Annotated in this window: 28 protein-coding genes; 17 read left to right on the forward strand and 11 right to left on the reverse strand. The window is 58.2% G+C overall.

What is annotated here, in order from left to right; all coding sequences use genetic code 11:
* Nucleotides 1-229 precede the first annotated feature (229 nt).
* The 3 genes from ACZYSM_RS20025 to trpB form a co-directional block, all read right to left on the reverse strand.
* On the reverse strand, nt 230-679 hold the full coding sequence (locus tag ACZYSM_RS20025) for an anti-virulence regulator CigR family protein (protein WP_489073791.1): 450 nt from the start codon (nt 677-679) through the stop codon (nt 230-232).
* Between the two features lie 120 nt (nt 680-799).
* On the reverse strand, nt 800-1,612 hold the full coding sequence (trpA, locus tag ACZYSM_RS20030) for a tryptophan synthase subunit alpha (RefSeq protein ID WP_489073793.1): 813 nt from the start codon (nt 1,610-1,612) through the stop codon (nt 800-802).
* Nucleotides 1,612-2,844, reverse strand: a complete 1,233-nt coding sequence (gene trpB, locus ACZYSM_RS20035) for a tryptophan synthase subunit beta (RefSeq protein WP_489073795.1) — start codon at nt 2,842-2,844, stop codon at nt 1,612-1,614. The genes trpA and trpB overlap by 1 nt, the downstream gene beginning before the upstream one ends.
* A 112-nt stretch (nt 2,845-2,956) precedes the next feature.
* Between trpB and ACZYSM_RS20040 the strand changes: the two genes are divergently transcribed.
* Nucleotides 2,957-3,850, forward strand: a complete 894-nt coding sequence (locus ACZYSM_RS20040) for a LysR family transcriptional regulator (RefSeq protein ID WP_489073797.1) — start codon at nt 2,957-2,959, stop codon at nt 3,848-3,850.
* On the opposite strand, the gene ACZYSM_RS20045 is transcribed toward ACZYSM_RS20040, so the two are convergent.
* A complete protein-coding gene (locus tag ACZYSM_RS20045; protein ID WP_489073799.1) occupies nt 3,847-4,173 on the reverse strand; it encodes an ElaB/YgaM/YqjD family protein in 327 nt (108 codons plus the stop codon). The genes ACZYSM_RS20040 and ACZYSM_RS20045 overlap by 4 nt on opposite strands.
* Nucleotides 4,174-4,330: 157 nt before the next feature.
* Here ACZYSM_RS20045 and ACZYSM_RS20050 point away from each other — a divergent pair, with 157 nt between their 5' ends.
* Together ACZYSM_RS20050 and ACZYSM_RS20055 are read left to right on the forward strand one after the other, a co-directional pair.
* Nucleotides 4,331-4,546: a dodecin gene (locus ACZYSM_RS20050; protein WP_489073801.1), complete on the forward strand. Its 216-nt coding sequence runs from the start codon at nt 4,331-4,333 to the stop codon at nt 4,544-4,546.
* 127 nt (nt 4,547-4,673) lie between these two features.
* Complete coding sequence (locus ACZYSM_RS20055; RefSeq protein WP_489073803.1) at nt 4,674-4,895, forward strand: DUF1161 domain-containing protein; 222 nt, start codon at nt 4,674-4,676, stop codon at nt 4,893-4,895.
* 73 nt (nt 4,896-4,968) lie between these two features.
* Here the strand turns inward: ACZYSM_RS20055 and ACZYSM_RS20060 are convergent, their stop codons facing one another.
* Entirely contained in the window at nt 4,969-5,970 is a 1,002-nt protein-coding gene (locus tag ACZYSM_RS20060; RefSeq protein WP_489073805.1) for an LLM class flavin-dependent oxidoreductase, read from the reverse strand.
* Between the two features lie 241 nt (nt 5,971-6,211).
* Between ACZYSM_RS20060 and ACZYSM_RS20065 the strand changes: the two genes are divergently transcribed.
* Together ACZYSM_RS20065 and ACZYSM_RS20070 are read left to right on the forward strand one after the other, a co-directional pair.
* The gene (locus ACZYSM_RS20065) at nt 6,212-6,643 is read left to right on the forward strand and encodes an OsmC family protein (protein WP_489073807.1); all 432 of its coding nucleotides are present in this window, start codon (nt 6,212-6,214) and stop codon (nt 6,641-6,643) included.
* Nucleotides 6,644-6,876: 233 nt separating this feature from the next.
* Nucleotides 6,877-7,110: a DUF1161 domain-containing protein gene (locus ACZYSM_RS20070; protein ID WP_489073809.1), complete on the forward strand. Its 234-nt coding sequence runs from the start codon at nt 6,877-6,879 to the stop codon at nt 7,108-7,110.
* Between the two features lie 6 nt (nt 7,111-7,116).
* Here ACZYSM_RS20070 and ACZYSM_RS20075 read toward each other — a convergent pair whose 3' ends face one another.
* Together ACZYSM_RS20075 and ACZYSM_RS20080 are read right to left on the reverse strand one after the other, a co-directional pair.
* A complete protein-coding gene (locus tag ACZYSM_RS20075) occupies nt 7,117-7,536 on the reverse strand; it encodes a PA0061/PA0062 family lipoprotein (protein WP_489073811.1) in 420 nt (139 codons plus the stop codon).
* A 42-nt stretch (nt 7,537-7,578) separates the two neighbouring features.
* Nucleotides 7,579-7,992 carry a PA0061/PA0062 family lipoprotein gene (locus tag ACZYSM_RS20080; RefSeq protein ID WP_489073813.1) on the reverse strand — a complete coding sequence of 138 codons (414 nt, stop codon included), beginning with the start codon at nt 7,990-7,992 and terminating at the stop codon, nt 7,579-7,581.
* A 77-nt stretch (nt 7,993-8,069) separates the two neighbouring features.
* Between ACZYSM_RS20080 and ACZYSM_RS20085 the strand changes: the two genes are divergently transcribed.
* Nucleotides 8,070-9,146 carry an aminopeptidase gene (locus ACZYSM_RS20085; protein ID WP_489073814.1) on the forward strand — a complete coding sequence of 359 codons (1,077 nt, stop codon included), beginning with the start codon at nt 8,070-8,072 and terminating at the stop codon, nt 9,144-9,146.
* Nucleotides 9,147-9,256: 110 nt separating this feature from the next.
* Here ACZYSM_RS20085 and ACZYSM_RS20090 read toward each other — a convergent pair whose 3' ends face one another.
* Nucleotides 9,257-9,907 carry an HAD family hydrolase gene (locus tag ACZYSM_RS20090; RefSeq protein ID WP_489073816.1) on the reverse strand — a complete coding sequence of 217 codons (651 nt, stop codon included), beginning with the start codon at nt 9,905-9,907 and terminating at the stop codon, nt 9,257-9,259.
* 27 nt (nt 9,908-9,934) lie between these two features.
* A complete protein-coding gene (locus ACZYSM_RS20095) occupies nt 9,935-10,480 on the reverse strand; it encodes a gamma carbonic anhydrase family protein (RefSeq protein WP_489073818.1) in 546 nt (181 codons plus the stop codon).
* 67 nt (nt 10,481-10,547) lie between these two features.
* Here ACZYSM_RS20095 and prlC point away from each other — a divergent pair, with 67 nt between their 5' ends.
* Nucleotides 10,548-12,635, forward strand: a complete 2,088-nt coding sequence (gene prlC, locus ACZYSM_RS20100) for an oligopeptidase A (protein ID WP_489073820.1) — start codon at nt 10,548-10,550, stop codon at nt 12,633-12,635.
* Complete coding sequence (locus ACZYSM_RS20105) at nt 12,632-12,907, forward strand: YheV family putative zinc ribbon protein (protein ID WP_489073821.1); 276 nt, start codon at nt 12,632-12,634, stop codon at nt 12,905-12,907. The genes prlC and ACZYSM_RS20105 overlap by 4 nt, the downstream gene beginning before the upstream one ends.
* Before the next feature lie 57 nt (nt 12,908-12,964).
* On the opposite strand, the gene ACZYSM_RS20110 is transcribed toward ACZYSM_RS20105, so the two are convergent.
* Nucleotides 12,965-13,609 (reverse strand): phosphatase domain-containing protein, encoded by a 645-nt coding sequence (locus ACZYSM_RS20110; RefSeq protein ID WP_489073823.1) that lies wholly within the window; start codon nt 13,607-13,609, stop codon nt 12,965-12,967.
* Between the two features lie 307 nt (nt 13,610-13,916).
* Between ACZYSM_RS20110 and ACZYSM_RS20115 the strand changes: the two genes are divergently transcribed.
* The 6 genes from ACZYSM_RS20115 to ACZYSM_RS20140 all read left to right on the forward strand — a co-directional run bounded on the left by ACZYSM_RS20115 (nt 13,917) and on the right by ACZYSM_RS20140 (nt 21,576).
* Nucleotides 13,917-14,657 carry a gluconate 2-dehydrogenase subunit 3 family protein gene (locus ACZYSM_RS20115; RefSeq protein ID WP_489073825.1) on the forward strand — a complete coding sequence of 247 codons (741 nt, stop codon included), beginning with the start codon at nt 13,917-13,919 and terminating at the stop codon, nt 14,655-14,657.
* Between the two features lie 2 nt (nt 14,658-14,659).
* Nucleotides 14,660-16,444: a GMC family oxidoreductase gene (locus tag ACZYSM_RS20120; RefSeq protein ID WP_489073827.1), complete on the forward strand. Its 1,785-nt coding sequence runs from the start codon at nt 14,660-14,662 to the stop codon at nt 16,442-16,444.
* A 12-nt stretch (nt 16,445-16,456) separates the two neighbouring features.
* Nucleotides 16,457-17,764: a c-type cytochrome gene (locus ACZYSM_RS20125; protein WP_489073829.1), complete on the forward strand. Its 1,308-nt coding sequence runs from the start codon at nt 16,457-16,459 to the stop codon at nt 17,762-17,764.
* Between the two features lie 145 nt (nt 17,765-17,909).
* On the forward strand, nt 17,910-18,968 hold the full coding sequence (locus tag ACZYSM_RS20130; RefSeq protein WP_489073831.1) for a PA0069 family radical SAM protein: 1,059 nt from the start codon (nt 17,910-17,912) through the stop codon (nt 18,966-18,968).
* A 244-nt stretch (nt 18,969-19,212) separates the two neighbouring features.
* Entirely contained in the window at nt 19,213-19,944 is a 732-nt protein-coding gene (locus ACZYSM_RS20135) for a carbonic anhydrase (protein WP_489073833.1), read from the forward strand.
* A gap of 90 nt (nt 19,945-20,034) precedes the next feature.
* The gene (locus ACZYSM_RS20140) at nt 20,035-21,576 is read left to right on the forward strand and encodes a SulP family inorganic anion transporter (protein WP_489073835.1); all 1,542 of its coding nucleotides are present in this window, start codon (nt 20,035-20,037) and stop codon (nt 21,574-21,576) included.
* 253 nt (nt 21,577-21,829) lie between these two features.
* Here ACZYSM_RS20140 and ACZYSM_RS20145 read toward each other — a convergent pair whose 3' ends face one another.
* A complete protein-coding gene (locus tag ACZYSM_RS20145) occupies nt 21,830-22,480 on the reverse strand; it encodes a hypothetical protein (RefSeq protein WP_489073837.1) in 651 nt (216 codons plus the stop codon).
* A 371-nt stretch (nt 22,481-22,851) separates the two neighbouring features.
* Between ACZYSM_RS20145 and coxB the strand changes: the two genes are divergently transcribed.
* The 3 genes from coxB (at nt 22,852) to ACZYSM_RS20160 (ending at nt 26,239) form a co-directional block, all read left to right on the forward strand.
* Nucleotides 22,852-23,979, forward strand: a complete 1,128-nt coding sequence (gene coxB / locus ACZYSM_RS20150) for a cytochrome c oxidase subunit II (RefSeq protein WP_489073839.1) — start codon at nt 22,852-22,854, stop codon at nt 23,977-23,979.
* 82 nt (nt 23,980-24,061) lie between these two features.
* Nucleotides 24,062-25,654, forward strand: a complete 1,593-nt coding sequence (ctaD, locus tag ACZYSM_RS20155) for a cytochrome c oxidase subunit I (RefSeq protein WP_489073841.1) — start codon at nt 24,062-24,064, stop codon at nt 25,652-25,654.
* 27 nt (nt 25,655-25,681) lie between these two features.
* Nucleotides 25,682-26,239: a cytochrome c oxidase assembly protein gene (locus ACZYSM_RS20160; protein WP_489073843.1), complete on the forward strand. Its 558-nt coding sequence runs from the start codon at nt 25,682-25,684 to the stop codon at nt 26,237-26,239.
* Nucleotides 26,240-26,245: the final 6 nt, after the last annotated feature.

Raw genomic sequence — 26,245 nt, forward strand, 5'->3', positions numbered from 1 at the left:
AAAGGAGTGCTTTCCCAAGTCGATGGCAGCAATATCTACTTTGTTCATGGCAACGGTCTCCGGTGAGCCCCCTGTGAAAGCTTAGTGGGCGTTCACAGGGGGCGGCGGGGGTAGCCATTTCATTACTAGATCGGCTGCGGACACTTTTTCTGTGTGCGCCATAGATTCAATGTGGGAGCGGGCTTGCTCGCGATGGCATCAGGTCAGGCACCACAGGAAAGGGGCTAACTCAATACAACACCCCTTCCAGAATTTCATAAACGATCCCGGTCCCGACGGCGATCAGCACCACATCGGCGCCCATGCGCCGCCATTCATAGCCCGGGTAATACGGCAGGCGGGACAGCGCCCGATCGTCGAGGCGTTCGCCGTAGTAGCCGTGGGGCAACGGGCGACCTCTTTCGAGGTAGATGCCGGGCGGCCGTGGCGCACCGCGGACGAACCACCCGTGATTATCACGAATGACCTGGCGGACCGGGCCGAAGTCCCGAGGTGGACCGCCTCGATGATCGTCCCGCGGGCCGCGATGGTCGTCTCCGCGATGATCGTCACCTCGGTGGTCGTATTCCGGGCCGCCGTGATCATGATCGTCGCGTTGGTCAGCCATCACATGCACCAGCGGGCTGGCGCTCAGCATCAGCACGCCAAGGCTGGCAATCAGACGTTTCGGCATTTTCATCGGGTCTTCCTCGCAGCACGAACAGCAAAAAGGGGTTCAGAACTCGGTTCTGAACCCCTCGGTCTTGCTATTTAGTCTGTGGCTTTTGGCTTTGATTCCTCTGTATCAGGAACTTTACCTTCAGCTGACGCGGGCGTTACGCACGCCTTCGGATAACGCTGAACAGAGGCTGAGGACACCGTCGACGGCTTGCTCGGAAGTGGTGGCATTGGCGATCTGGTCGATCAGCGCGGAACCCACCACAACACCGTCAGCCAAGCGAGCAATAGCTGCAGCCTGTTCTGGTGTGCGGATACCGAAACCGATGCTGATCGGCAGGTCGGTATGACGGCGCAACCGCGCAACCGCTTCTTCGACGTGCTCCAGAGTCGCGGAACCGGCACCGGTCACACCGGCCACAGAGACGTAGTAAACGAAGCCGGAGCTGCCGTTGAGGACGGTCGGCAGACGTACATCGTCGGTGGTCGGCGTGGTCAGGCGGATGAAGTCCAGGCCCGCGGCTTGGGCCGGGTCGCAGAGTTCGCCGTTATGCTCAGGCGGCAGGTCGACCACGATCAAGCCATCCACGCCCGCCTCTTTCGCCTCGGCGATGAAGCGCGGCACGCCGTAGTGGTGGATCGGGTTGAAGTAGCCCATCAGTACCAGCGGAGTGTCGTTGTTGCCGGCGCGGAACTCGCGAACCATTTGCAGGGTTTTCGCCAGGTTCTGTTTGGCGCCCAGCGCGCGGATGTTCGCCAGTTGAATCGCCGGGCCGTCGGCCATCGGATCGGTGAAGGGCATGCCCAACTCGATCACGTCAGCGCCAGCACCCGGCAAGCCCTTTAGGATCGCCAAGGACGTGTCATAGCTCGGGTCGCCGGCAGTGACGAAGGTCACCAGGGCGGCACGGTTCTGTTCTTTGAGTTTGGCAAAACGCGTTTGCAGGCGGCTCATCAGTGTTTCTCCTGCTGGGACTGTTCCATATGGTGCATCACGGTTTGCATGTCTTTGTCGCCACGGCCGGACAGGTTGACCACCATCAGGTGATCTTTGGGCAGGGTTGGCGCCCGTTTGAACACTTCAGCCAGGGCGTGGGCGCTTTCCAGCGCAGGAATAATCCCTTCCAGGCGGCAGCACTTGTGGAACGCGTCGAGCGCTTCGTGATCGGTGACCGAGGTGTATTCGACGCGGCCGATGTCGTGCAACCAGGCGTGTTCAGGGCCGATGCCGGGGTAGTCGAGACCGGCGGAAATCGAGTGGGCGTCGATGATCTGGCCGTCGTCGTCCTGCAGTAGGAAGGTCCGGTTGCCGTGCAACACGCCCGGCTCGCCGCCATTGAGGCTGGCGGCGTGTTTGCCGGTTTCGATGCCGTGACCGGCCGCTTCAACGCCGATGATCTGCACGCTGGTGTCATCAAGGAACGGGTGGAACAGGCCCATGGCGTTGGAACCGCCGCCGATGCAGGCCACCAGGCTGTCGGGCAGACGGCCTTCTTGTGCCTGAAGCTGATCGCGGGTTTCCTTGCCGATCACGGCCTGGAAGTCGCGAACCATTGCAGGGTAAGGATGCGGACCGGCCACGGTGCCGATCAGGTAGAAAGTACTGTCGACGTTGGTCACCCAGTCACGCAGGGCTTCGTTCATCGCGTCTTTCAGGGTGCCGGTGCCGGCGACTACTGGAATCACTTCGGCGCCCAGCAGCTTCATGCGGAATACGTTGGCTTGCTGGCGTTCGATGTCGGTGGTGCCCATGTAAATCACGCAATCGAGGCCGAAACGCGCGGCCACAGTGGCAGTGGCCACGCCGTGCATGCCAGCACCGGTCTCGGCGATGATGCGTTTTTTGCCCATGCGCCGCGCCAGCAGGATCTGGCCGATGCAGTTGTTGATCTTGTGCGCGCCGGTGTGGTTCAGCTCTTCACGCTTGAGGTAGATCTTGGCGCCGCCGCAGAATTCGGTCAGGCGCTCGGCGTAATACAGTGGGCTTGGGCGGCCGACGTAGTCACGCTGGAAGTAGGCCAATTCCTTGAGAAAGGCCGGATCTTCCTTGGCCGCTTCGTATTCGCGGGCCAGGTCGAGGACCAGCGGCATCAGGGTTTCGGCCACGTAGCGGCCGCCGAACGCGCCAAACAGGCCGTTGGCATCGGGGCCGTTGCGCAGATTGGATGGGGTCGTAGTCTGGGTCATGGGGCGCTCCAGCTGAATTCGTGGAAGGACAATGGCGTTCACTCTACCCCTGACGATCCGGACTGAAAACCGATAAGATCGCCACAACCTGTCAGGAAAACTCACAGATCCCATGAGCCATGACCTTCCCCCGTTGAACGCATTACGTGCCTTCGAAGCCACTGCCCGGCTGAACAGCGTCAGTCAGGCTGCCGAACAGCTGCACGTCACCCACGGTGCGGTGAGTCGGCAGTTGAAGGTGCTCGAAGAGCATCTTGGTGTCAGTCTTTTTATCAAGGACGGGCGCGGCCTGAAACTCACAGATGCAGGCGTTCGGTTGCGTGATGCCAGTGGCGAAGCCTTCGAGCGCTTGCGCACTGTCTGCGCCGAGTTGACGCAAAGCACAGCTGACGCGCCGTTCGTGCTCGGCTGTTCGGGCAGCTTGCTGGCACGCTGGTTTATCCCGCGTCTGGGGCGATTGAATGCTGATTTGCCGGACCTGCGCTTGCACCTGTCGGCTGGCGAAGGCGATCTCGACCCGCGACGGCCGGGGCTGGACGCCTTGCTGGTGTTCGCCGAGCCACCGTGGCCGTCGGACATGCAGGTGTATGAGCTGGCGAGCGAACGCATCGGCCCTGTCATAAGCCCGCGCTTCGCCGGTTATGAACGGTTGCGCGAGGCGCCGGCCGAATCGCTGCTCAATGAACCGCTATTGCACACTACGTCACGACCGCAAGCCTGGCCCAGTTGGGCACAGCAAAGCGGCCTCTCAGCCGGGGCCTTGAAGTACGGTCAGGGTTTCGAACATTTGTATTATTTGCTGGAAGCCGCGGTGGCCGGCCTTGGGGTGGCGATTGCCCCCGAGCCTTTGGTGGCCGAGGACTTGCGAGCCGGTCGCCTGGTTGCGCCGTGGGGCTTTTGTGAAACCCCGGCGCAACTGGCGTTGTGGCTACCCAAGCGCGCCGCGGACGGGCGCGCTCGGCAGTTGGCGCAGTGGCTCAAGAATGAGCTGCACCAAACGACTTAATCTCCGCGTTTGCATAGCAGGTAAGCGGCCAGCAAACCGAGAGCTCCGACCGCGACACCGGCAGTGGTCCATGGGTGATCTTGAGCGTAATCACGCGTGGCAATCCCGGTTTCACGGGTTTTGACTTTGACTTCTTCATAGGCATCGCTGAGCAAATGACGCGAGTGTTTCAGCGCGTTTTCGGCGTTGCTTTTCAGCGCTTTGAGGGTTTTTCGCGACTCGTCCGAGGCGTCGTCCTTAAGGTTTTCCAACGACTTGAGCAGACTCTCGATCTCGGCTTCCATGCTTTGCAATGAGGCTTGACGTAACGAGGTGGTGGCCATGGTGACTCTCCTGCATTGTTGATGAGTGGCGTGTGTTGGTTGGGACTCCAGGGGGTTGGGAAAGTGCAGTAAATCTGAATTTTCCCGAAGCAATAGCCGACAGAAGTAATAAGAAAAATCACTGCTAGGCTGTATTTCACACCCTAAGGAGAACGCCATGACTGACCATCACACGTATAAAAAAGTCGAACTGGTTGGCTCTTCCCCCACCAGCATCGAAGACGCCATCAATAACGCTCTGGCCGAGGCCAGTAAAAGCCTCAAGTTACTGGAATGGTTCGAGGTGACCGAAACCCGCGGGCATATCAAGGACGGCAAGGTGGCACACTTTCAGGTGACCCTTAAAGTCGGGTTCCGGATTGCCACTAGCTGAGATTGAGCTAGGCTTCTGAACTTGAGCGCTGGCCGATTGCCATAGGGAATGGCAAAGCGCCACAGACTGGGGTGCGTCAGCCTAGAGCGTTGACGCCTCTTTTTGATCCGACCGGGGAATGTGATCGATGAAGAAGTTTATATTGGCGGTAGGTTTGTTGAGCATTGCGGGAACAGCCCTTGCTGCCGGCAAACCGTGCGAAGCACTGAAAGGCGAAATTGCAGCGAAACTCGATGCCAAGCACATTTCTGGCTATTCGCTGGAAATCGTCGATAAAGGCGCCGCGGCGGGTGGGAAAGTAGTCGGCAAGTGCGAAAGCGGCAGCAAGGTAATCGTCTACAAGAAGTAGGATTGTTCCCCTTGCAGACAGACATAGAAGCCGACGCGGTTGCGTCGGCTTTTTTATATGGGCTTTTTGAATGTCAGCCCTTCATGACCTGCGCCAGCAACTCGTAGGAGTGCACCCGATCGGCATGTTCATACAGGTCGCAGGTGAAAATCAGCTCATCGGCCTCTGTCTGCTCGATCAGCACTTGCAGTTTGGCGCGGATTTTTTCCGGGCTGCCAACCATCGCCAGACCAAGGAAGCTCGCCACCGCTTCTTTCTCATGGGGCAACCACAGGCCGTCCATGGTTTTCACCGGTGGGCGCTGCACCAGGCTTTGGCCGCGCATCAGGGCCAGAATCCGTTGATAGACCGAGGTCGCCAGGTAATCGGCCTGCTCGTCGGTATCCGCTGCCACCAGCGGCACACCGAGCATCACGTAAGGTTTGTCGAGCACTGCTGAAGGCTTGAAGTGATTGCGATAGACCCGAATCGCTTCGTGCATGTAGCGCGGAGCGAAGTGTGAGGCGAAGGCGTAGGGCAAACCGCGTTCCCCGGCCAGTTGCGCACTGAACAGACTTGAACCCAACAGCCAGACCGGCACATTGGTGCCGGTGCCTGGAACGGCGATCACTTTTTGATCAGGTGTACGTGGGCCGAGGTAGCTCATCAGTTCCGCGACATCTTCGGGGAAATCGTCGGCGCTACCGGAACGTTCACGGCGCAGGGCGCGGGCGGTCATCTGGTCGGAGCCGGGCGCGCGGCCCAAACCGAGGTCGATCCGGCCCGGATACAAGCTTTCCAGGGTACCGAACTGCTCGGCGATCACTAATGGGGCGTGGTTGGGCAGCATCACGCCGCCGGAACCGACACGAATGGTCGAGGTGCCTGCGGCCAGATAGCCGAGCAAAACGGAGGTCGCCGAGCTGGCGATGCCGTCCATATTGTGGTGTTCGGCGACCCAGAAGCGGTTGTAGCCAAATTTCTCGACGTGTTGCGCCAGGTCTAGCGAGTTGCGCAGCGATTGCGCCGGGCTGCCGTTCGCGCGGACCGGGACCAGGTCGAGGGTCGAGAACTTGATATCAGACAGTCGTTTCATAAGCCTGCTTCTCCACTGGGTGCGCAGGCTTTTGTCACGAGCCAAAACCTGCCGATTTCTATAAGCGTGTTCTATGAAATGTGGGCATATACCCGAGATTCAATAGCAGAGGTGATTTTGCCTACCAGATAAGCGGTTTGATCTGACAAGGTGAACTTTGCCAGGCCTTCTATCCTCAGAACCCTAGTGACAGAAAACCATGAAGGCGCGATCCCTCGCGCCGGATCTTGAGGAGACGCAGATGAGTATCAAAAAGAAAGCATCGGCTCATTGGATAGGTGATCTGAAAACCGGTCTTGGTTCCATCTCGACCGAAACCGGGGTCCTGAAAAATGCACCTTATGGCTTCAAGGCGCGCTTCGAAGGCGGCCCGGGCACCAACCCTGAGGAGCTGATCGGCGCAGCTCACGCGGGTTGCTTCTCTATGGCCTTTTCGATGATTCTCGGCGAGGCTAACCTGAAAGCCACCAGCATCGATACCAATGCCGAGGTGACGCTGGACCAGGTGGATGGTGGCTTTGCGATTACCGCCGTGCATCTGACGCTCAAAGCGAAAATCCCTGGCGCCAGCCAACAGCAATTCGACGAGCTGAGCAAAAAAGCCAAAGAAGGCTGCCCGGTGTCGAAGGTGTTGAATGCCAAAATCACGCTTGATGGGACGTTGGTGAGCTGATTCAGAAATCTAGTGCGCCGCAAAAGATCGCAGTCTGCGGCAGCTCCTACAGTTGGCGTACATCCGTGAAATTAAGGGTATACGCGGTCAACGTAGGAGCTGCCGTAGGCTGCGATCTTTTTGGTTGCCCCGGATGTGAGCCAAATCAGGACTCGGTTTGCGAAACTGTGGTCGAATGAGTGACTGCGGCTTCTGCGTATGACAGTGCGCGCCGCATCAAGGGAGTTTTAACCATGAAACGTTTTGCTTTGGCGATTATCTGTTGCGCGCTGACTACCTCGGCCCTGGCGGCAACGAAATCCTGTGAAGAACTCAAGGCCGAGATCGAAGCAAAGATTCAGGCCAACAACGTGGCGTCCTACACCTTGGAGATCGTCAGCAATGACGAGGTGCATGATCAGAATATGGTCGTTGGTACCTGCGACGGGGGCACCAAGAAAATCATCTATCAGAAGAATGACCGCTAAGCCCTGCTACGGCACGCAATAGACCTCCCGATCTTCTGCCACGATCTCGCGTTTGGCGTTGTACAGCCGGGCGCTGGCGTTGAAGGACAGTGAGCGCGCTTCCAGCCGATAACGCTGGCCTGCCTCGAAGTGGTCGTAGCGCACTGTCAGGTAACAGAGGCGCTCCTGCGGGAAGCTCATCATGCCCATCCCACCTGCATTAATTTCGAAATCGAAGCGCACTTGCAGTTCATGGCTGCCGGGTGTGACCTGAAAAAAACGCCCATCGGATAATGGTTGGTTATCCAGCCGTTCGGCCATTATCAGTTTGCCGCCCGGTGTCGGGGTGGCGAGGTCAATCCAGGCCTGCTGCGGGTTGACCGCAGGCAGAGGACTTACACAAGCGCTGAGGAGGCTCAGGGCGAGTAAAAGCAAAGGCTGGCGCATGATGTTGGCCGTTAAATCAAGATACATTCAGCATAGCGCTGATCAGGTTCGTCGGCATCCTGCCGGTTGCCCATGGCCCACCACCTTTCGCTGCTGGTCATAGAGCTTGGCCCACGGCCGGAAGCCAATATTCCCGGCTTGCAGTTGATAGCGCTGACCGGCGTTGAAGTCTTTGAATTTCACACTCAACTGACAGTCGCGCCAAAGCGGTGCGGTGTCCGGGCCTATATTGGTAGGCTCTACCGAGAATTGATAACGCACGGTCAGCTTATGGCTGCCGGGTGGAACTTCGAAATAACGCTTATCGGTCGAAGCTTTTTCGTCGACTTTCAGCGCCTGCAGCGTCGTGTCCTGATGAGTATCCAGATCGATCCACGCTTGCGCCGGATCAGGGGCAGGCAGTCCAGCACAGCCAGCTAACATTAACAGGCCACCAGTCAGCATCAACGCGCGCATAGCGAAGCTCCGGGAAGGCGAGATAGTCTTGTGAGCAGACACTCACAGGACGGTTCGATTTGGATAGGCAGCAGTGTATGAGCCATGGGTTACTCGACCGTCTTTTATGGCTTTTGTTTCCAGGGTTGTTGTTTTTGCTGCTGAACGGTTGTTCCCGCGTCAGCTATTACAGCCAATTGGCCAACGGTCAGTGGCAGTTGCTGCAGGCCCGTGAGCCTGTGGCCGAGGTGATTGCTGACCCTGCTCGCGACCCGAAACTGCGCGAACATTTAGCCCAATCCCAGAAGGCTCGCGAATTCGCTATTGAGCATTTGCACCTGCCGGATAACAAAAGCTATCGCCTGTACGCCGATATCGGGCGACCGTTTGTGGTGTGGAACGTGTTCGCCACGGCCGAGTTTTCCCTGACACCGCAAAATCACTGTTTCCCGATTGCCGGCTGTGTGGCCTATCGCGGCTTTTACAGTCAGGGCGCGGCGCGAGGTGAGGCTGCGCTGCAACGCGAACAAGGCATGGATGTGTCGATTAGTGGCGTCGAGGCCTATTCGACCCTGGGCTGGTTCAACGATCCGATCATCAGTTCGATGATGAGCTGGGGCGATGAGCGACTAGCGACGCTGATCTTCCACGAGTTGGCGCATCAGCGTTTTTATGTGAAGGACGACACCGAGTTCAACGAGTCTTTCGCCACTTTCGTCGAACAGGAAGGTACTCGCCAGTGGCGTGTGGCCCGTGGCTTACCCCCAGCCAGTGTCGTGGATATGCGGCAGCGGGATCAGTTTACCCGGCTGATTCTGGACACCCGCACACGGCTTGAACGGCTGTATGCGTTGCCGCTGTCGACCGAGCAGATGCGCCAGCGCAAAGCTGCGGAGTTCGAGCGGTTGCGCAGCGACTATCGACAATTGCGCGACAGCCAATGGGCCGGCGCGAATCGCTACGACGCCTGGATTAACGCGCCGATGAACAACGCTCGGTTGCTGCCGTTTGGACTCTATGACCAGTGGGTGCCGGCGTTTGCGGTGTTGTTCAAACAGTCGGGCGGGGATTGGGAGGTGTTTTATGGCGAGGTGGAGAAATTGGGCGCTTTGCCGGTTGAGCAGCGTAAGGCGGCGCTGAAAGCGTTGGCAGGTCTTAATGTCTCGGATGGCTGACAGGGCCTCATCGCGAGCAAGCTCGCTCCTACATGAGATTGTGCAAACCGCAGATTCTGAGGAAGACACAAACCTAGTGTAGGAGCGAGCTTGCTCGCGATGGGATTTAACTAGCGCTGCAAAAACGCCTGATGCAACTCAGCCAACGTCTCAAAGTGATACGCCGGCTGCTCAGCGCTTAACTCTTCATGGTTACCAAAACCATAACCCACTGCTGCCGCATCCAGCCCGTTACGTTTGGCGCCGATAAGGTCGTGTTTGCGGTCGCCGATCATCAAGGTATTGGCCGGATCAAGGCCCTCTTCGGCCATCAGATGGGCGATCAATTCGACTTTGTTGGTACGGGTGCCGTCCAGTTCGCTGCCGTAGATCACTTTGAAGTGCTTGGCGAAATCAAAGTGCCGGGCGATTTCCCGCGCAAAAACCCAGGGTTTCGAGGTGGCGATAAACAGCTGCCGCCCTTGTCCGCTCAGGGTTTCCAGGAGAGGTGTGACACCCTCGAACACGCGGTTTTCGTAGAGACCGGTGACCTTGAAGCGCTCACGATAGAAATTCACCGCCTCCCAGGCGCGGGCCTCGTCGAAGTCGTAGAACTGCATGAAGGCTTGCAGCAATGGAGGGCCGATAAAGTGTTCAAGCTTGGTCAGGTCCGGCTCATCAATGCCCAGTTTGCTCAGAGCGAACTGGATTGAACGTGTGATGCCTTCGCGAGGGTCGGTCAGGGTGCCATCGAGGTCGAACAAAACAGTTTGGTAATGCATGGTGATTCCTGAGTAGGGGCACTAGGGTCAAGCGTGGTCGTAGCCTTCGGCCAGATGCAGATCCTTGAGCTTCACGTAGTTCGCCGCGCTGTAGGTGAAAAAGGCGCGCTCTTTGTCAGTCAGTGGCCGCACTTGTTTGACCGGGCTGCCCACATAAAGAAAGCCACTTTCCAGTCGCTTGCCCGGCGGCACCAGGCTGCCGGCACCGATGATTACATCGTCTTCCACCACTGCGCCGTCCATGACAATGCTGCCCATGCCGATGAGGATCCGGCTACCGACGCTGCAGCCGTGGAGCATCACTTTGTGGGCGATGGTTACCTCATCGCCGATCAGCAGGGGGAAGCCGTCCGGGTTGAACGGCCCGGCGTGGGTGATGTGCAGCACACAGCCGTCCTGCACGCTGGTGCGCTCACCGATGCGGATACGGTGCATGTCGCCGCGGATCACCGTCAGCGGCCAGACCGAGCTGTCAGCACCGATTTCAACGTCGCCGATGACCACCGCCGAGCTGTCGACAAACGCCCGCTCGCCCAGTGTCGGTGTGTGGTTCTGGTAGGTGCGAATGGCCAAGTTGCATTCCCTCTGTGACATTTATTAATGGGGCCGATAGCTGCGGTGAGCGTCGATTGTAATTAAGATGGCCCAATGTTTCTTCCAGCCAAGGTGCCAAACCGTGAGCGTGAACAATCCACTTCTGCAGCCCTACGACCTGCCGCCGTTCTCGGCGATCCGTGCCGAGCATGTGCAACCGGCCATTGAACAGATCCTCGCTGACAACCGCGCCGCCATCGCTGGCATCCTCGAAAGTCAGGGCAAACAGCCTACCTGGGCTGGTCTGGTGCTGGCCATGGATGAACTCAACGATCGCCTGGGCGCTGCCTGGAGCCCGGTCAGCCATCTGAACGCTGTGTGCAACAGCGCTGAATTGCGCGAGGCCTATGAGTCCTGCCTGCCAGCGTTGAGCGCCTATTCCACCGAGTTGGGCCAGAACCGCGAGCTGTTCCAGGCGTTCGAAGCTTTGGCCAGCAGCCCGCAATCTGCTGGTTTCGACGTGGGCCAGAAGACCATTCTGGAACACGCCCTGCGCGACTTCCGCCTGTCGGGTATCGATCTGCCTGAGGCACAACAAAAGCGTTACGCCGAAGTGCAGAGCAAGCTGTCCGAACTGGGTAGCCGTTTCTCCAACCAATTGCTCGATGCCACCCAAGCCTGGACTAAACACGTCACCGACGAAGCGGCCCTGGCTGGCCTGACCGACTCGGCCAAGGCGCAAATGGCCGCCGCGGCGAAGGCCAAAGACCTGGATGGTTGGCTGATCAGTCTGGAATTCCCTAGCTATTTCGCAGTGATGACCTACGCCCAGGACCGTGCACTGCGCGAAGAAGTCTACGCTACCTACTGCACCCGTGCGTCGGATCAAGGCCCGAACGCCGGTCAGAACGACAACGGCCCAGTGATGGAAGAGATTCTCGACCTGCGTCAGGAACTGGCTCAACTGCTGGGTTTCGCCAGTTTCTCGGAGCTGAGTCTGGCGACCAAAATGGCCGAGTCCAGCGATCAGGTGCTGAGCTTCCTGCGCGACCTGGCCAAACGCAGCAAGCCGTTCGCCGCGTTAGATCTGGAGCATCTCAAGGCCTACGCCGCTGAACAAGGCTGCGCGGACCTGCAAAGCTGGGACAGCGGTTTCTACGGTGAAAAACTCCGGGAGCAGCGTTACAGCGTGGCTCAGGAAGCACTGCGTGCTTACTTCCCGATCGACAAGGTGCTGGGCGGGCTGTTCGCTATTGTTCAGCGTCTGTACGGCATTGAAATCGCCGAGCAGCAAGGCTTCGACACTTGGCACCCGGATGTCCGCCTGTTTGAAATCAAAGAAAATGGCCAGCACATCGGGCGCTTCTTTTTCGATCTCTATGCTCGTGCCAACAAACGTGGCGGTGCCTGGATGGACGGTGCTCGCGACCGTCGTCGCACCGCTGAAGGCGTACTGCAAAACCCGGTGGCGAATCTGGTGTGCAACTTCACCCCGGCAGTCGGCGGCAAGCCTGCGCTGCTGACCCACGATGAAGTCACCACCCTGTTCCACGAATTCGGCCATGGCCTGCATCACCTGTTGACCCGCATCGAGCACGCCGGCGCCTCCGGGATCAACGGCGTGGCGTGGGATGCGGTGGAGTTGCCGAGCCAGTTCATGGAGAACTGGTGCTGGGAGCCTGAAGGTCTGGCGCTGATTTCCGGTCACTATGAAACGGGTGAGCCACTGCCTCAGGACCTGCTGGAAAAAATGCTCGCGGCAAAGAATTTCCAGTCTGGCTTGATGATGGTTCGTCAGTTGGAGTTCTCGATGTTTGACTTCGAATTGCATGCCACTCACGGCGACGGTCGCAGCGTGCTGCAGGTGCTCGAAGGTGTACGCGACGAGGTCTCGGTCATGCGTCCGCCGGCTTATAACCGCTTCCCTAACAGCTTTGCGCACATCTTCGCTGGCGGTTACGCGGCGGGTTACTACAGCTACAAATGGGCTGAAGTGCTGTCGGCTGACGCATTTTCGAAGTTCGAGGAAGAAGGCGTGTTCAACGCTGACACCGGTCGCGCATTTCGCGAGGCGATTCTGGCTCGCGGTGGTTCTCAGGAGCCGATGGTGCTGTTCGTCGATTTCCGCGGACGTGCGCCGTCGATTGACGCACTCTTGCGCCACAGCGGCCTGAGTGAGGACGCGGCAGCATGAGTGACGGACCTGTGAGCAAAACTAAAAAACGCTTCATCGCCGGGGCAGTCTGCCCGGCGTGCAGCGAGCCGGACAAGTTGATGATGTGGAGCGAAGACGACGTGCCGCACCGCGAATGCGTGGCTTGCGGTTATTGCGACACGCTCAACGAGCAAGGCCTGTCGGTACCCAAGGAGTTGGGTACGCGGGTCAATACGTCAGCGTTGAAAGTGCCGGATGCCAAGGTGCAGACCGTACAGTTCTTCCCCAATCCGAAGTTGAAAAAAGACTGACGATCCCCTCAACCTGCCAACCTCTCACGAGGCTTGGCAGGCTTTCTTACAGAGTGCTTATTGAGTGTCGACCGTTTTGAACCAGCTTTTGACCGAGCAGGTGGCGAACACACTGGTACTGCACGCACCGCTGGCCAGCGCAGCACGCAGTTTTTCGACGTCAGCCTTCATCATGTAGCGAATCCCGTTCTTGAAGTGTGTGCTGTCGCCGAAGCCGCCTTGGGTCATTTCGTTCAAGGCGTCCTCTTTGCTCCAGCCCTGCACCACCACGCGGTACATCGAGGCCATCAGGCCGGTGCGGTCTGAGCCATTCTTGCAGTGAATCAATACCGAGCCTTTGCTTTCTGCTGACTGGATTGCCCGCAAGGCGCTCAGTACATCGGCGTCTTCGACATGGTTGGTTCTATACGACAGGTGCACCTGGGTGATGCCCGGTGCCGACAACCAGCTTGAGTCGGATTCCGGCAAAAAATTGATGATCGTCCCGACCTTGAGTTTTTCCAGCGACGGCACCGCGCCGCGATTGGGCAGTGTGCTGCGATAGAGCGTCGGGGACATCTGGTAGAGGTTGTACTGCGCGTCAACCGGCTGAGCCCATTCGGTGGGCCGGGTCGACGGGGTTTCGTCGGCCTGAACCTGAGCGATCGCAAAGAGCGCCATGAAAGAAAAGCACAGTGCGGGTAAGACGCGGGTTTTCGACATTCGTGAGGGGGCCGTGAATGGGAAATGGGCTAGTGGAATCTAGCGTGGCGCCGAATGGGTCAAAGGCCCGTGAGAAGCGTGTCAAAGAATTGTGAAGCCTGTCGGGAAGTTCGGGATTATCGAACGTTCTACAGGTTTTTTAGCTGAAGCGATTCATCTTGATGCTTAGCCTGCTACCATTTGTAACTAAAGTTTGCTGATGTGTGCTTCTTTTCGGGTCGAGCTCGAGCCACATCGCTGCCAAAAAAACGACAAGCTGCTCTTTGATGCGGCTGATAAATCCGTGAATGCCTGATGAGGTGCACCCATGTCTGATCAAGATCGAGACAATCCGCGGCGTGAGTTTTTACGCAAATCCCTGACCTTGATCCCTGTGGTCACCGTTGCCAGCACTGCACTGGGCAGCTCCGTGTTGCTGGCGGCACCTGAGGCCGCTCCGGCCAGCCCGGGCAAGACGCCTGTCAGCAGCGCTGCCTATGAGCCGGTTTTTTTTACCGCTGAAGAGTGGGTGTTTATTCAGGCGGCCGTCGCGCGTCTGATCCCGGCTGACGAGCAAGGCCTGGGTGCCCTCCAGGCGGGAGTGCCTGAATACATCGACCGGCAAATGAACACGCCTTACGCCGCGGGTGCCTTGTGGTACATGCAAGGGCCGTTCAACGCCGATGCTGCGCCGGAAATGGGCTGGCAGAGCAAGTTGGTGCCTAAAGAGATCTATCGCCTGGGTATTGCCGCGACGGACGCTTGGTCAAAAGCGCTCAACGGTAAAACATTTGCCGCACAAGACAGCGCTACCCGAGACGATTTGCTCAAACAACTTGAGGCCGGACAGGCGCAATTCGACAGTGTGCCGCCAAAGATTTTCTTCAACCTCCTGCTGCAAAACACCAAGGAAGGGTTCTTCTGCGACCCGATCCACGGTGGCAATAAAGGTATGGTCGGCTGGACCATGATCGGCTTTCCCGGCGCCCGCGCCGATTTCATGGATTGGGTGGAACGCAACGAGCAATACCCTTTCCCGGCAGTGTCGATTCGCGGCGAGAGGGCTTGAGCATGGCAACCGTAATGAAGAAGGTTGACGCGGTGATTGTTGGTTTCGGCTGGACCGGCGCGATCATGGCCAAGGAGCTGACAGAAGCGGGCCTCAACGTGCTGGCGCTGGAACGCGGGCCGATGCAGGACACCTACCCCGACGGCAACTATCCGCAGGTCATCGATGAACTCACCTACAGCGTGCGTAAAAAACTCTTTCAGGACATATCGAAAGAGACCGTCACCATTCGCCATAGCGTGAATGACGTCGCCCTGCCGAATCGCCAACTCGGCGCCTTCCTGCCGGGCAATGGTGTCGGTGGCGCTGGTTTGCACTGGTCCGGCGTGCACTTTCGGGTCGATCCGATCGAGTTGCGCATGCGCAGTCACTACGAAGAGCGCTATGGCAAGAGCTTCATCCCCAAGGACATGACCATCCAGGATTTCGGTGTCAGCTATGAAGAGCTGGAGCCTTTTTTCGACTACGCCGAAAAAGTCTTTGGCACCTCGGGCCAGGCCTGGACCGTGAACGGTCAAGTAGTTGGCGAAGGCAAGGGTGGCAATCCTTATGCGCCGGATCGCTCGAATCATTTCCCGCTGGAGTCGCAGAAAAACACCTATTCCGCGCAGTTGTTCCAGCACGCGGCCAGTGCCGTGGGTTACAAACCCTACAACCTGCCATCTGCCAATACTTCGGGGCCATACACCAACCCTTACGGCGCGCAGATGGGGCCGTGCAACTTCTGCGGCTTTTGCAGTGGCTACGTTTGCTACATGTATTCCAAAGCTTCGCCGAACGTGAACATCCTGCCGGCGCTCAAGCAGGTTCCGAATTTCGAATTACGCCCCAATTCCCACGTGTTGCGGGTCAACCTCGACAGCACCAAAAGCAAAGCCACCGGCGTGACCTACATCGACGCCCAAGGCCGGGAGATTGAGCAGCCAGCGGATCTGGTGATCCTCGGCGCGTTCCAGTTCCACAACGTACGGTTGATGCTGCTTTCCGGCATCGGCAAGCCTTATGACCCGATCAGCGGCGAAGGCGTGGTGGGCAAGAATTTCGCGTATCAGAACATGGCGACTATCAAGGCCTACTTCGACAAGGATGTGCATACCAACAACTTCATCGGCGCGGGCGGTAACGGCGTGGCGGTGGACGATTTCAATGCCGACAATTTCGACCACGGCCCTCACGGCTTCGTTGGCGGCTCGCCGATGTGGGTCAACCAATCCGGTAGCCGGCCGATTGCCGGGACCTCCAACCCGCCGGGCACTCCGGCTTGGGGCAGTGCCTGGAAGCGCGCGACAGCCGACTACTACACCCACCAGGTGTCGATGGATGCCCACGGTGCGCATCAGTCCTACCGTGGCAACTACCTCGATCTCGACCCGGTGTATCGCGATGCCTACGGCCTACCGCTGTTGCGGATGACCTTCGACTGGCAAGAAAACGACATCAAGATGAACCGCTTCATGGTCGAGAAAATGAGCAAGATCGCCGAAGCGATGAATCCCAAGGCCATCGCTCTGCTGGGCAAGAAGGTCGGCGAACACTTCAATACCGCCTCCTACCAGACCACTCACCTCAACGGTGGCGCGATCATGGGCATCAATCCGAAAACCAGTGCGCTCAATCGCTACCTGCAGAGCTGGGACGTGCATAACGTCTTTGTCCCCGGCGCATCGGCTTTCCCGCAAGGTTTGGGTTACAACCCTACCGGTCTGGTGGCTGCATTGACTTACTGGTCGGCCCGAGCGATTCGTGAGCAATACCTGAAGAACCCCGGCCCGCTGGTTCAGGCTTAAGGAGCGATGACCATGAAAGCACTCGTTATCGCGACCTTTACACTGTTCAGCAGTCTGTCGGCATTGGTTGCCGAAGCTGATCAGCAAGCGCTGATCAGTCAGGGCGAATACCTGGCTCGCGCCGGAGACTGTGTGGCTTGCCACACTGCCAAGGGCGGCAAACCTTTTGCGGGCGGGCTACCGATGGAAACGCCGATCGGCACTATTTACTCCACCAACATCACACCGGACAAATCCGGCATTGGCCAATACAGCTTCGAAGACTTCGACAAGGCCGTGCGCCATGGCGTCGCGAAAAGCGGTAGCACGCTTTACCCGGCCATGCCATACCCGTCCTATGCGCGTGTCAGCGAAGCGGATATGCAGGCGCTTTACGCCTACTTCATGAAGGGCGTTGCACCGGTGGTTCAGGACAACAAGGACAGCGACATTCCTTGGCCGTTGAGCATGCGTTGGCCATTGGCAATGTGGCGCTGGATGTTCGCGCCGAGCGTCGTGGAGTATCAGGCCGCCGCAGTTGAAGACCCAGTGGTCAGCCGCGGTGCGTACCTGGTGGAAGGTCTCGGCCATTGCGGTGCCTGCCACACGCCGCGAGCCCTGACCATGCAGGAAAAAGCCTTGAGCGCCGATGAAGGCCGTTTGTTTCTCTCGGGCAGCGCACCACTGGAAGGCTGGATTGCGAAGAGCCTGAGGGGCGACCACAAGGACGGTCTCGGCAGTTGGAGCGAAGAGCAACTGGTGCAGTTTCTCAAGACCGGCCGCAGTGATCGCAGCGCAGTGTTCGGCGGCATGAGTGATGTGGTGGTCCACAGCATGCAGTACATGACGAATGACGACCTCACCGCGATCGCTCGTTACCTCAAGTCGCTGCCATCCAGTGACCCCAACGACCAGCCGCTCCCATACGACAAGCAAGTTGCCCAGGCGTTGTGGACAGGTGACGACAGCAAACCCGGGGCGTCGGTCTACATCGATAACTGCGCCGCCTGCCACCGTACTGACGGTCACGGTTACACACGAGTATTCCCGGCGTTGGCGGGCAATCCGGTGTTGCAGTCAGAAGACCCAACCTCGTTGATTCATATCGTTCTGAAGGGCGGCACCTTGCCAGCCACCCACAGCGCACCGTCGACCTTCACCATGCCCGCGTTTGCCTGGCGGTTGTCCGATCAGGAAGTGGCCGATGTGGTCAACTTTATACGCAGTAGTTGGGGCAATAAGGGATCTGAAGTTAAGCCCGGTGAAGTGGCGGCCTTACGTAAGGATGATATGAAAATCACCCCGGGTGACGACGTGGGACAAATAACACAACACAATTAATGTCTGTTTGATGGCTATGACTTAAACCTGTGCGGATACGCACCGCACAGGTTTAATCTGAAACACCCCTGAAGTGCCGAACGGCACTGGCCAGAATCCCGACACCCGGATACTGTATGTGCATACAGCTTTCGAGGTCCGTTCGATGTTCACTCCCTTGCCTCCTCGCGGACGCGGTACCGCGACCAATCCGCACAACCGCTTCGCGCCGAACCGCTCGGTCGCCGAGGACGACGGCTGGTATCAGGAAGCGCCGATGACGCAAGGCACCGAGGTGCGCATCGAGACGGCGAAGACCATCATCACTCGCAACAACTCGCCAGACTTGCCCTTCGATCGCTCAATCAATCCCTATCGTGGCTGTGAGCACGGTTGTATTTACTGCTATGCACGGCCCAGTCATGCCTATTGGGATTTGTCGCCGGGGCTGGATTTCGAGACCAAGCTGATCGCCAAGACTAACGCCGCCGCTGTGCTGGAGCAGCAGCTTTCGAAGCGCGGTTATAAGTGCGCGCCCATCAACCTTGGGTCCAATACTGATCCTTATCAGCCGATCGAGCGCGAACACAAAATCACTCGGCAAACCCTGGAAGTTCTGCTGCGGTACCGCCATCCGGTGACCATCATTACCAAAGGCTCGCTGATTCTGCGTGATCTGGATTTGCTCGCCGAACTGGCGCAACAACGGTTGGTGGCGGTGATGATCAGCCTGACCACGCTCGATGATGAGCTCAAACGCATCCTCGAACCGCGAGCCGCAGCCCCCAAAGCCCGGTTGCGGGCGATCAGGGTCATGCGTGAAGCGGGGATCCCGGTGGGAGTGTTGTGTTCGCCGATGATTCCGATGATCAATGACAGCGAACTGGAAAGCCTGCTCAACGAAGCCCATGCCGCTGGCGCACAAAGCGCGGCCTACATGATGCTGCGCCTGCCGCTGGAGGTCGCGCCGCTGTTCGAGGAGTGGCTGGCCGCCCACTACCCGCAGCGTGCAGCCCATGTGCTGAGCCTGATTCGCCAAAGCCGGAGCGGAGAGCTGTACGACAGTCGCTTTGGAGCACGTATGCGTGGCGAAGGGCCGTTTGCCGATCTTCTGGCGCTACGGTTCGCCAAAGCCATCAAGCGTCTGGGGCTCAATCGACGGGAAGGATTCAACCTGGATTGCGAAGCTTTTTGTCCGCCGGGAGGCCAGATGTCATTGTTATAAGAGGAATTGGCCTATCGTTGAATAGTGCCAATAGAGAGGCCACTGATACTCTGGTCACGTTTTTGCATGACCGAGAACGGCGGACTAGAGCGCTTGATTCAGTTTGAGTTAAGTTTCGACGGCTACCTTGTTCATCGAGTGACTGATGGGTCGCGGTCAGTGGGTTGAGTATTTTTTAGCCAACCACTGGCCTCATACCGGATAAAACTGGAAAATTCCTTTAATCCGTCAAAGAGGATGAATCATGAGTGACAAGGATAAACAGCCGTTGGCTGCGTCGGCTTCAGCCCTCCCGGAGGCCGAAAGCGCCGATGCGGCGCTGCAGCATATCGTTGACGGCTTTCTGCACTTTCATAACGAGATCTTCCCGCAACAGGAAGAACTCTTCAAAAAGCTCGCCACGGCCCAACAGCCAAGAGCGATGTTTATCGCGTGTGCCGATTCGCGCATCGTCCCCGAATTGATTACCCAAAGCGCTCCTGGCGACCTGTTCGTGACCCGCAATGTAGGTAATGTGGTGCCGCCTTACGGGCAAATGAACGGTGGTGTCTCCACCGCCATCGAATACGCGGTATTGGCGCTGGGTGTGCAGCACATCATCATTTGCGGACACTCGGATTGTGGCGCGATGCGTGCGGTGCTCAACCCACAAAGCCTGGAAAAAATGCCCACCGTCAAAGCCTGGCTGCGCCATGCGGAGGTGGCCAAGACAATGGTGCAGGAAAACTGCAATTGCGCTGACGAAAACGAAAGCATGCATGTGCTGACCGAAGAAAACGTCATTGCCCAGTTGCAGCATTTGCGCACTCACCCTTCGGTGGCGTCGCGCATGGCTAACGGTCACTTGTTTATCCACGGTTGGGTTTACAGCATCGAAACCAGTGAAATCAAAGCCTACGACGCGGAGCAGGGCTGTTTCCTGCCTCTTGATGGCAGCCATCCGATTCCCGTTGCGACGCCCAAAGCGCGCTTCTAAATCTTCCTGAATCCCCTGTGTGGTTTAGCCATGACTGCGTATCAAGCGGTCGGGCTTTGCCACGCCTGAAGAAAACGCGGGAGAGTCACCATGCGTGCTGCACAACTAAAAGCTGTTCTGCCACGGGAGCTGCTGGCTTCGGTGGTCGTGTTTCTCGTCGCCCTGCCCTTGTGCATGGGCATCGCCATCGCTTCCGGCATGCCGCCGGCCAAAGGCCTGATCACCGGGATTATTGGCGGTCTGGTGGTCGGTTGGCTGGCAGGTTCGCCGCTACAGGTCAGCGGCCCGGCAGCGGGTCTGGCGGTGTTGGTGTTTGAAGTGGTGCGCCAGCACGGAGTAGCCATGCTCGGGCCGATTCTGTTGCTGGCCGGTTTTCTGCAATTGGTCGCCGGGCGGTTGCGTCTGGGGTGCTGGTTCAGGGTCACGGCACCGGCAGTGGTCTACGGGATGCTCGCCGGGATCGGCGTGTTGATCGTGTTGTCGCAGGTCCATGTGATGCTCGACGGCGCACCCAAGCCGTCCGGGCTGGATAACCTGACAGGCTTCCCCGCCGCTCTGGCTCAGGCGCTGCCGACGCTGGGTGACGGGCTCGGCTGGCAGGCTGGATTGCTCGGGCTGTCGACGATTCTGGTGATGTGGCTGTGGGACAAGTGGCGTCCACAGTCGCTGCGGTTTGTTCCGGGTGCCCTGCTCGGCGTCGGCCTGACGACTGTCGCGAGCCTTGTTCTCGCGCTGCAAGTGAAGCGCGTCGAAGTACCGGCCAATCTGGCAGAGGCGATTGATTGGCTGCGACCGTCCGACTTGCTCAATCTGGCTGATCCCAACCTGCTGATCGCCGCGTTCGCCGTGGCCTTTATCGCCAGTGCCGAGACGCTGTTGTCGGCAGCAGCGGTGGATCGTATGCACAACGGCCAGCGTTCGGATTTCGATCGGGAGCTGTCAGCGCAGGGGGTCGGCAATATGCTCTGTGGCCTGCTCGGTGCGTTGCCGATGACCGGGGTGATCGTCCGCAGCTCGGCGAATGTGCAGGCTGGCACTACGACACGGCTTTCAGCGATTTTCCACGGCGTGTGGTTGCTGGCTTTTGTGTTGCTGTTGTCCAGTGTGCTGCAAAGCATTCCGGTGGCCAGTCTGGCTGGGGTGTTGGTTTACACCGGTATAAAACTGGTCGACCTCAAAGCCTTTCGTGGGCTGGGGCGCTATGGCCGAATGCCGATGTTGACCTACGCGGCGACGGCCTTGGCGATCATTTTCACCGACCTGCTGACTGGCGTCCTGATTGGTTTCGGTCTGACCTTGGCGAAACTGGCCTGGAAAGCGTCGCGGTTGAAAATCAGCCTGATTGATCTGCCCCGTGAAGGCGAAATGGAGTTGCGACTGGTAGGCGCGGCGACCTTCCTCAAGGTGCCCGCATTGACCCAAGTGCTGGCAACCATCCCGGCAGGTGCCACGGTGCATGTGCCGTTGAACAACCTGAGCTACATCGACCATTCCTGCCTTGAGTTGCTGGAAGAATGGGGCCGGGCCAACGCGGCAAAAGGCTCGAGACTGGTGATTGAGGCGCGCGGATTGAAGCGCCGACTGGAAGGACGACTGCGCACGACGGCCCGAATGGGCTCGGCCGGGGTTTGAACCCAAGACCTTTGCCCAGCAGGGCAAGATCGCAGCCGAGGTAACTCACCGACCGCGAGGCGGACACAAAACCCGTAGCAGTTGCCGAAGGCTACGTTCGGCTGCGAAGCAGCCGTAAATCCAGCGCCTTTATTCTTTCTGTATGAAGGCGGTTGCTGTATTGCGACCGCTTCGCGGTCGAACGTAGCCTGACGGCAACTGCTACGAGAGCAAGATGTGCCTGAAATTGCTTATTAATTGACCAGCATCCTGCTCAAATAGCCGGCTTATCGAGCTCCAGCCCTACGCCCAGTTGGCGGGACAGGCACGGCCAGCGTTTCCACGCGGCTCCGGTGTCCGGGCTGTTGAGTTTTTCGCGGTAAGTCTCGACGGACTCCAGTGCAAAGCTCTCTTCATTGAGCATTTCATCTACGGCATGGTGCACAGCTTCATCCAATTGGTTGGCGAATGTTTCGCCGATCAGCTGGTGGGCAATCAGGTTGGCGACAGTCATATCCAGCGGGATCAATGGCTGACCGAAATGCTTGATGTAGAGATCGTTGACCTCTTCGACCAGACGGTGGGCCAGGTAGGCTTCGTCCAGCAGACTATCGAGGCCTTCGTGGCCTGCCATGATCGCCGGTGGCTGGATGAAGAACTGCTCGGCGATTTTCAGAACAGGTTTGATCTGGTCTTCGATGCCCGCTTCACGCGCCACTTCGTTGGCCGCGTCGAGCAGGTCCGGGACTTGTTCTATATAAGCTGTGACAAAACGAGTCAAAACGCCCTTGGCATCGGCATCCGGTAATTGGATGGTCGGGTGAAGGTGCGGCAATTGAGTTTCCAGCTGACGCGTCAAATGGCCGGTTTGGGCCTCATGTTGATGGGCACGTTGGATCTGCTCGCGCAATGCGGCGGTGTTCATGAAAACTCCAGGAAACAAGGCAATGAAATAGGGAAGTCATAAGTTAGCTTGCTTGCAAAAACTGCTAAGACGCATTTGTCATAATTATTTCATGGTTATGCGCTTGCGTTATATCGATTTGCCACCATTCGTCAGGTATCCCTCTCCATCCGTGGCATCGGGCTCAAGGCCAACCTGTCTCATCTGATTTACGCCATCGCGTTGCGAGGTCGCAGTCGCTGTCTATACTCGGGTCTGTATGGAGTTAGCTGATAACGCCCGACTGCATGTGCAGCCAAGGCGTGGCGGTTTAAGTTCGTAGTCTAAGCAGCCGCTCCCTTGGCCGCAGGTGAAAGCCGGCGGGATAACAAGAACGATAAGGGGAACCCGCAATGATGCGACATCCACAAGTCTGGATGGGCCTTGTGTTGTGGTCGATATTCAGCCAGGCGCAAGCCGCCTGGACCATGAATATGGCGCCAGGGGCTACTGAGGTGAGTCACGCGGTATTCGACCTGCACATGACCATTTTCTGGATCTGTGTGGTGATTGGCATCATCGTCTTCGGTGCCATGTTCTGGTCGATGATCGTCCACCGCCGCTCCACCGGCCAGGTGGCTGCCAAATTTCATGAAAGTACGACGGTCGAGATCCTCTGGACTGTGGTTCCGTTCCTGATTCTGGTGGCGATGGCCGTTCCCGCAACCAAGACCCTGATCAAGATGTACGACACCAGTGAGCCGGATATCGACATCCAGATCACCGGATATCAGTGGAAATGGCATTACAAATACTTGGGCCAGGACGTCGAGTTCTTCAGCAACCTGGCCACACCGCAAGAACAGATCCATAACCAGGCCGTGAAAGGCGAAAACTATCTGCTGGAAGTCGATCAGCCGCTGGTGTTGCCAGTTGGCGTCAAGGTGCGCTTTCTGGTGACTGCTGCTGACGTGATCCACTCCTGGTGGGTGCCGGCGTTCGCGGTCAAGCGCGATGCGATTCCGGGATTCATCAACGAAGCCTGGACCCGGGTCGACAAGCCCGGCATCTACCGTGGCCAGTGTTCGGAGTTGTGTGGCAAGGACCACGGCTTCATGCCAGTTGTGGTCGAGGTCAAGAGCAAGGCTGATTACGACACCTGGCTGGCCGACCGAAAAGCTGAGAGCTCCAAGCTTAAAGAGCTGACCAGCAAAGAATGGACGCTCGATGAATTGGTCGCTCGCGGCGACAAGGTCTATCACACCACCTGTGTCGCCTGTCACCAGGCTGAAGGCCAGGGCCTGCCGCCGATGTTCCCGGCGCTCAAAGGCTCGCCAATTGCCACCGGACCCAAAGAAGATCACCTGCATCGCGTCTACTTCGGCAAACCCGGCACCGCCATGGCGGCTTTCGGCAAACAGCTTTCTGAAGTCGATATCGCTGCTGTCGTGACCTATGAGCGCAACGCCTGGGGCAACAAAAAAGGCGACATGGTGACGCCTAAGGATGTCCTGGCTCTGAAACAGGCCGAAAGCAAATGACCCAGTCTATTGCGTGTTCCAGGAACTGCTCGGGGCTTGTTGCCCTGGATCGTCCAGCCCATTCGTTTGCAGGAGACAGGACATGAATGCTGTGAGCGATGACCACGTTCATGCAGGCGCTAACGTCATCCACGGCCCTGCCAAAGGGTTGATGCGCTGGGTGCTGACCACCAACCACAAAGACATCGGAACCCTGTACCTGTGGTTCAGCTTCTGCATGTTCCTGCTTGGCGGCTCGTTCGCCATGGTGATCCGCGCGGAGCTGTTTCAGCCGGGCCTGCAAATCGTCGAGCCGGCGTTCTTCAACCAGATGACCACCATGCACGGTCTGGTCATGGTCTTCGGTGCGGTGATGCCGGCGTTCGTCGGCCTCGCCAACTGGATGATCCCGTTGATGATCGGTGCGCCGGACATGGCCCTGCCACGGATGAACAACTTTAGTTTCTGGCTGTTGCCGGCTGCCTTCCTGTTGTTGGTGTCGACCCTGTTCATGCCCGGCGGCGGGCCGAACTTCGGCTGGACCTTCTACGCACCTTTGTCGACGACCTACGCGCCGGAGAGCGTGACCTTCTTCATCTTCGCCATTCACCTGATGGGCATCAGCTCGATCATGGGTGCGATCAACGTGATCGCGACCATCCTCAACCTGCGCGCTCCCGGCATGACCCTGATGAAAATGCCGCTGTTCGTCTGGACCTGGCTGATCACCGCGTTCCTGTTGATTGCGGTGATGCCGGTGCTGGCCGGTTGCGTGACCATGATGTTGATGGACATCCACTTCGGCACCAGCTTCTTCAGCGCTGCTGGTGGTGGTGATCCGGTGCTGTTCCAGCACGTGTTCTGGTTCTTCGGTCACCCCGAGGTGTACATCATGATCCTGCCGGCGTTCGGCGCTGTCAGCTCGATCATCCCGACTTTCGCCCGCAAACCGCTATTTGGTTACACCTCGATGGTCTACGCCACGGCGAGTATCGCGTTCCTGTCGTTCATCGTCTGGGCGCACCACATGTTCGTGGTGGGCATTCCGTTGGTGGGCGAGCTGTTCTTCATGTACGCCACGCTGCTGATCGCGGTGCCGACCGGGGTCAAGGTGTTCAACTGGGTCAGCACCATGTGGCAGGGCTCGCTGACGTTCGAGACACCGATGCTGTTTGCGGTGGCGTTCGTCATCCTGTTTTCCATCGGTGGCTTCTCCGGGCTGATGCTGGCCATTGCACCTGCGGACTTCCAATACCAGGACACCTACTTCGTGGTCGCGCACTTCCACTATGTATTGGTGCCCGGCGCGATCTTCGGGATCTTCGCTTCCGCGTACTACTGGATGCCGAAATGGACCGGGCACATGTACGACGAGACCCTGGGCAAGCTGCATTTCTGGCTGTCGTTCATCGGCATGAACATGGCTTTCTTCCCAATGCACTTCGTGGGGCTTGCGGGGATGCCGCGGCGAATTCCGGATTACAACCTGCAATTCGCCGATTTCAACATGGTGTCCTCGATCGGAGCTTTTATCTTCGGTGCGACGCAGATCTTCTTCCTGTTCATCGTGATCAAGACCATTCGCGGCGGTCCGCCGGCGCCGGCAAAACCTTGGGAGGGTGCGGAGGGACTGGAGTGGAGCATCCCGTCACCGGCGCCGTATCACACCTTCACCACACCGCCGGAAGTGAAATGAACAGGCGATTTTGGGAGGTCTGCGCTCATGGCTGACTCAATCTCGCTCAAGCGGCTGGTTACTCGACTGCTGATGGTGGTGGTGGCGATGTTTGCGTTTGGATTTGTCTTGGTACCGATCTACGACGTGATGTGTAAGGCGTTTGGTATTAACGGCAAAACCGGGGGGCAATACGAAGGTGAGCAGGTGGTCGACACCTCGCGGCAGATCCGCGTGCAGTTTCTGTCGACCAACGCCGTGGACATGGTCTGGGGCTTCTATCCCAAGGCCGATGAAATGGTGATCAATCCCGGGGCAGTGAACGAGATGCTGTTTGTCGCCTATAACCCGACCGACCACCCGATGAGTGCCCAGGCGATTCCGAGTATTTCTCCAGGCGAGGTGGCGGTTTACTTCCACAAGACCGAATGCTTCTGTTTTACCCAGCAAGTGCTGCAACCCGGTCAACGGATCGAGATGCCGGTACGTTTCATCGTTGACCGTGACATGCCCAAGGATGTGAAGCACCTGACGCTGGCTTACACGCTGTTCGATATCACCGCGCGTCATCCACCGGTGGCTGTCAGTACAAACACCGGCGGTTAGACGTTC

The sequence above is a fragment of the Pseudomonas sp. F220 genome (assembly GCF_057813935.1).

What these genes read in the sequence shown, in the direction of transcription:
- ACZYSM_RS20025 (WP_489073791.1), bottom strand. Translation starts at nt 679, where the DNA reads ATGAAAATGCCGAAACGTCTGATTGCCAGCCTTGGCGTGCTGATGCTG.
- trpA (WP_489073793.1), bottom strand. Translation starts at nt 1,612, where the DNA reads ATGAGCCGCCTGCAAACGCGTTTTGCCAAACTCAAAGAACAGAACCGT.
- trpB (WP_489073795.1), bottom strand. Translation starts at nt 2,844, where the DNA reads ATGACCCAGACTACGACCCCATCCAATCTGCGCAACGGCCCCGATGCC.
- ACZYSM_RS20040 (WP_489073797.1), top strand. Translation starts at nt 2,957, where the DNA reads ATGAGCCATGACCTTCCCCCGTTGAACGCATTACGTGCCTTCGAAGCC.
- ACZYSM_RS20045 (WP_489073799.1), bottom strand. Translation starts at nt 4,173, where the DNA reads ATGGCCACCACCTCGTTACGTCAAGCCTCATTGCAAAGCATGGAAGCC.
- ACZYSM_RS20050 (WP_489073801.1), top strand. Translation starts at nt 4,331, where the DNA reads ATGACTGACCATCACACGTATAAAAAAGTCGAACTGGTTGGCTCTTCC.
- ACZYSM_RS20055 (WP_489073803.1), top strand. Translation starts at nt 4,674, where the DNA reads ATGAAGAAGTTTATATTGGCGGTAGGTTTGTTGAGCATTGCGGGAACA.
- ACZYSM_RS20060 (WP_489073805.1), bottom strand. Translation starts at nt 5,970, where the DNA reads ATGAAACGACTGTCTGATATCAAGTTCTCGACCCTCGACCTGGTCCCG.
- ACZYSM_RS20065 (WP_489073807.1), top strand. Translation starts at nt 6,212, where the DNA reads ATGAGTATCAAAAAGAAAGCATCGGCTCATTGGATAGGTGATCTGAAA.
- ACZYSM_RS20070 (WP_489073809.1), top strand. Translation starts at nt 6,877, where the DNA reads ATGAAACGTTTTGCTTTGGCGATTATCTGTTGCGCGCTGACTACCTCG.
- ACZYSM_RS20075 (WP_489073811.1), bottom strand. Translation starts at nt 7,536, where the DNA reads ATGCGCCAGCCTTTGCTTTTACTCGCCCTGAGCCTCCTCAGCGCTTGT.
- ACZYSM_RS20080 (WP_489073813.1), bottom strand. Translation starts at nt 7,992, where the DNA reads ATGCGCGCGTTGATGCTGACTGGTGGCCTGTTAATGTTAGCTGGCTGT.
- ACZYSM_RS20085 (WP_489073814.1), top strand. Translation starts at nt 8,070, where the DNA reads ATGAGCCATGGGTTACTCGACCGTCTTTTATGGCTTTTGTTTCCAGGG.
- ACZYSM_RS20090 (WP_489073816.1), bottom strand. Translation starts at nt 9,907, where the DNA reads ATGCATTACCAAACTGTTTTGTTCGACCTCGATGGCACCCTGACCGAC.
- prlC (WP_489073820.1), top strand. Translation starts at nt 10,548, where the DNA reads ATGGCCCAATGTTTCTTCCAGCCAAGGTGCCAAACCGTGAGCGTGAAC.
- ACZYSM_RS20105 (WP_489073821.1), top strand. Translation starts at nt 12,632, where the DNA reads ATGAGTGACGGACCTGTGAGCAAAACTAAAAAACGCTTCATCGCCGGG.
- ACZYSM_RS20110 (WP_489073823.1), bottom strand. Translation starts at nt 13,609, where the DNA reads ATGTCGAAAACCCGCGTCTTACCCGCACTGTGCTTTTCTTTCATGGCG.
- ACZYSM_RS20115 (WP_489073825.1), top strand. Translation starts at nt 13,917, where the DNA reads ATGTCTGATCAAGATCGAGACAATCCGCGGCGTGAGTTTTTACGCAAA.
- ACZYSM_RS20120 (WP_489073827.1), top strand. Translation starts at nt 14,660, where the DNA reads ATGGCAACCGTAATGAAGAAGGTTGACGCGGTGATTGTTGGTTTCGGC.
- ACZYSM_RS20125 (WP_489073829.1), top strand. Translation starts at nt 16,457, where the DNA reads ATGAAAGCACTCGTTATCGCGACCTTTACACTGTTCAGCAGTCTGTCG.
- ACZYSM_RS20130 (WP_489073831.1), top strand. Translation starts at nt 17,910, where the DNA reads ATGTTCACTCCCTTGCCTCCTCGCGGACGCGGTACCGCGACCAATCCG.
- ACZYSM_RS20135 (WP_489073833.1), top strand. Translation starts at nt 19,213, where the DNA reads ATGAGTGACAAGGATAAACAGCCGTTGGCTGCGTCGGCTTCAGCCCTC.
- ACZYSM_RS20140 (WP_489073835.1), top strand. Translation starts at nt 20,035, where the DNA reads ATGCGTGCTGCACAACTAAAAGCTGTTCTGCCACGGGAGCTGCTGGCT.
- ACZYSM_RS20145 (WP_489073837.1), bottom strand. Translation starts at nt 22,480, where the DNA reads ATGAACACCGCCGCATTGCGCGAGCAGATCCAACGTGCCCATCAACAT.
- coxB (WP_489073839.1), top strand. Translation starts at nt 22,852, where the DNA reads ATGATGCGACATCCACAAGTCTGGATGGGCCTTGTGTTGTGGTCGATA.
- ctaD (WP_489073841.1), top strand. Translation starts at nt 24,062, where the DNA reads ATGAATGCTGTGAGCGATGACCACGTTCATGCAGGCGCTAACGTCATC.
- ACZYSM_RS20160 (WP_489073843.1), top strand. Translation starts at nt 25,682, where the DNA reads ATGGCTGACTCAATCTCGCTCAAGCGGCTGGTTACTCGACTGCTGATG.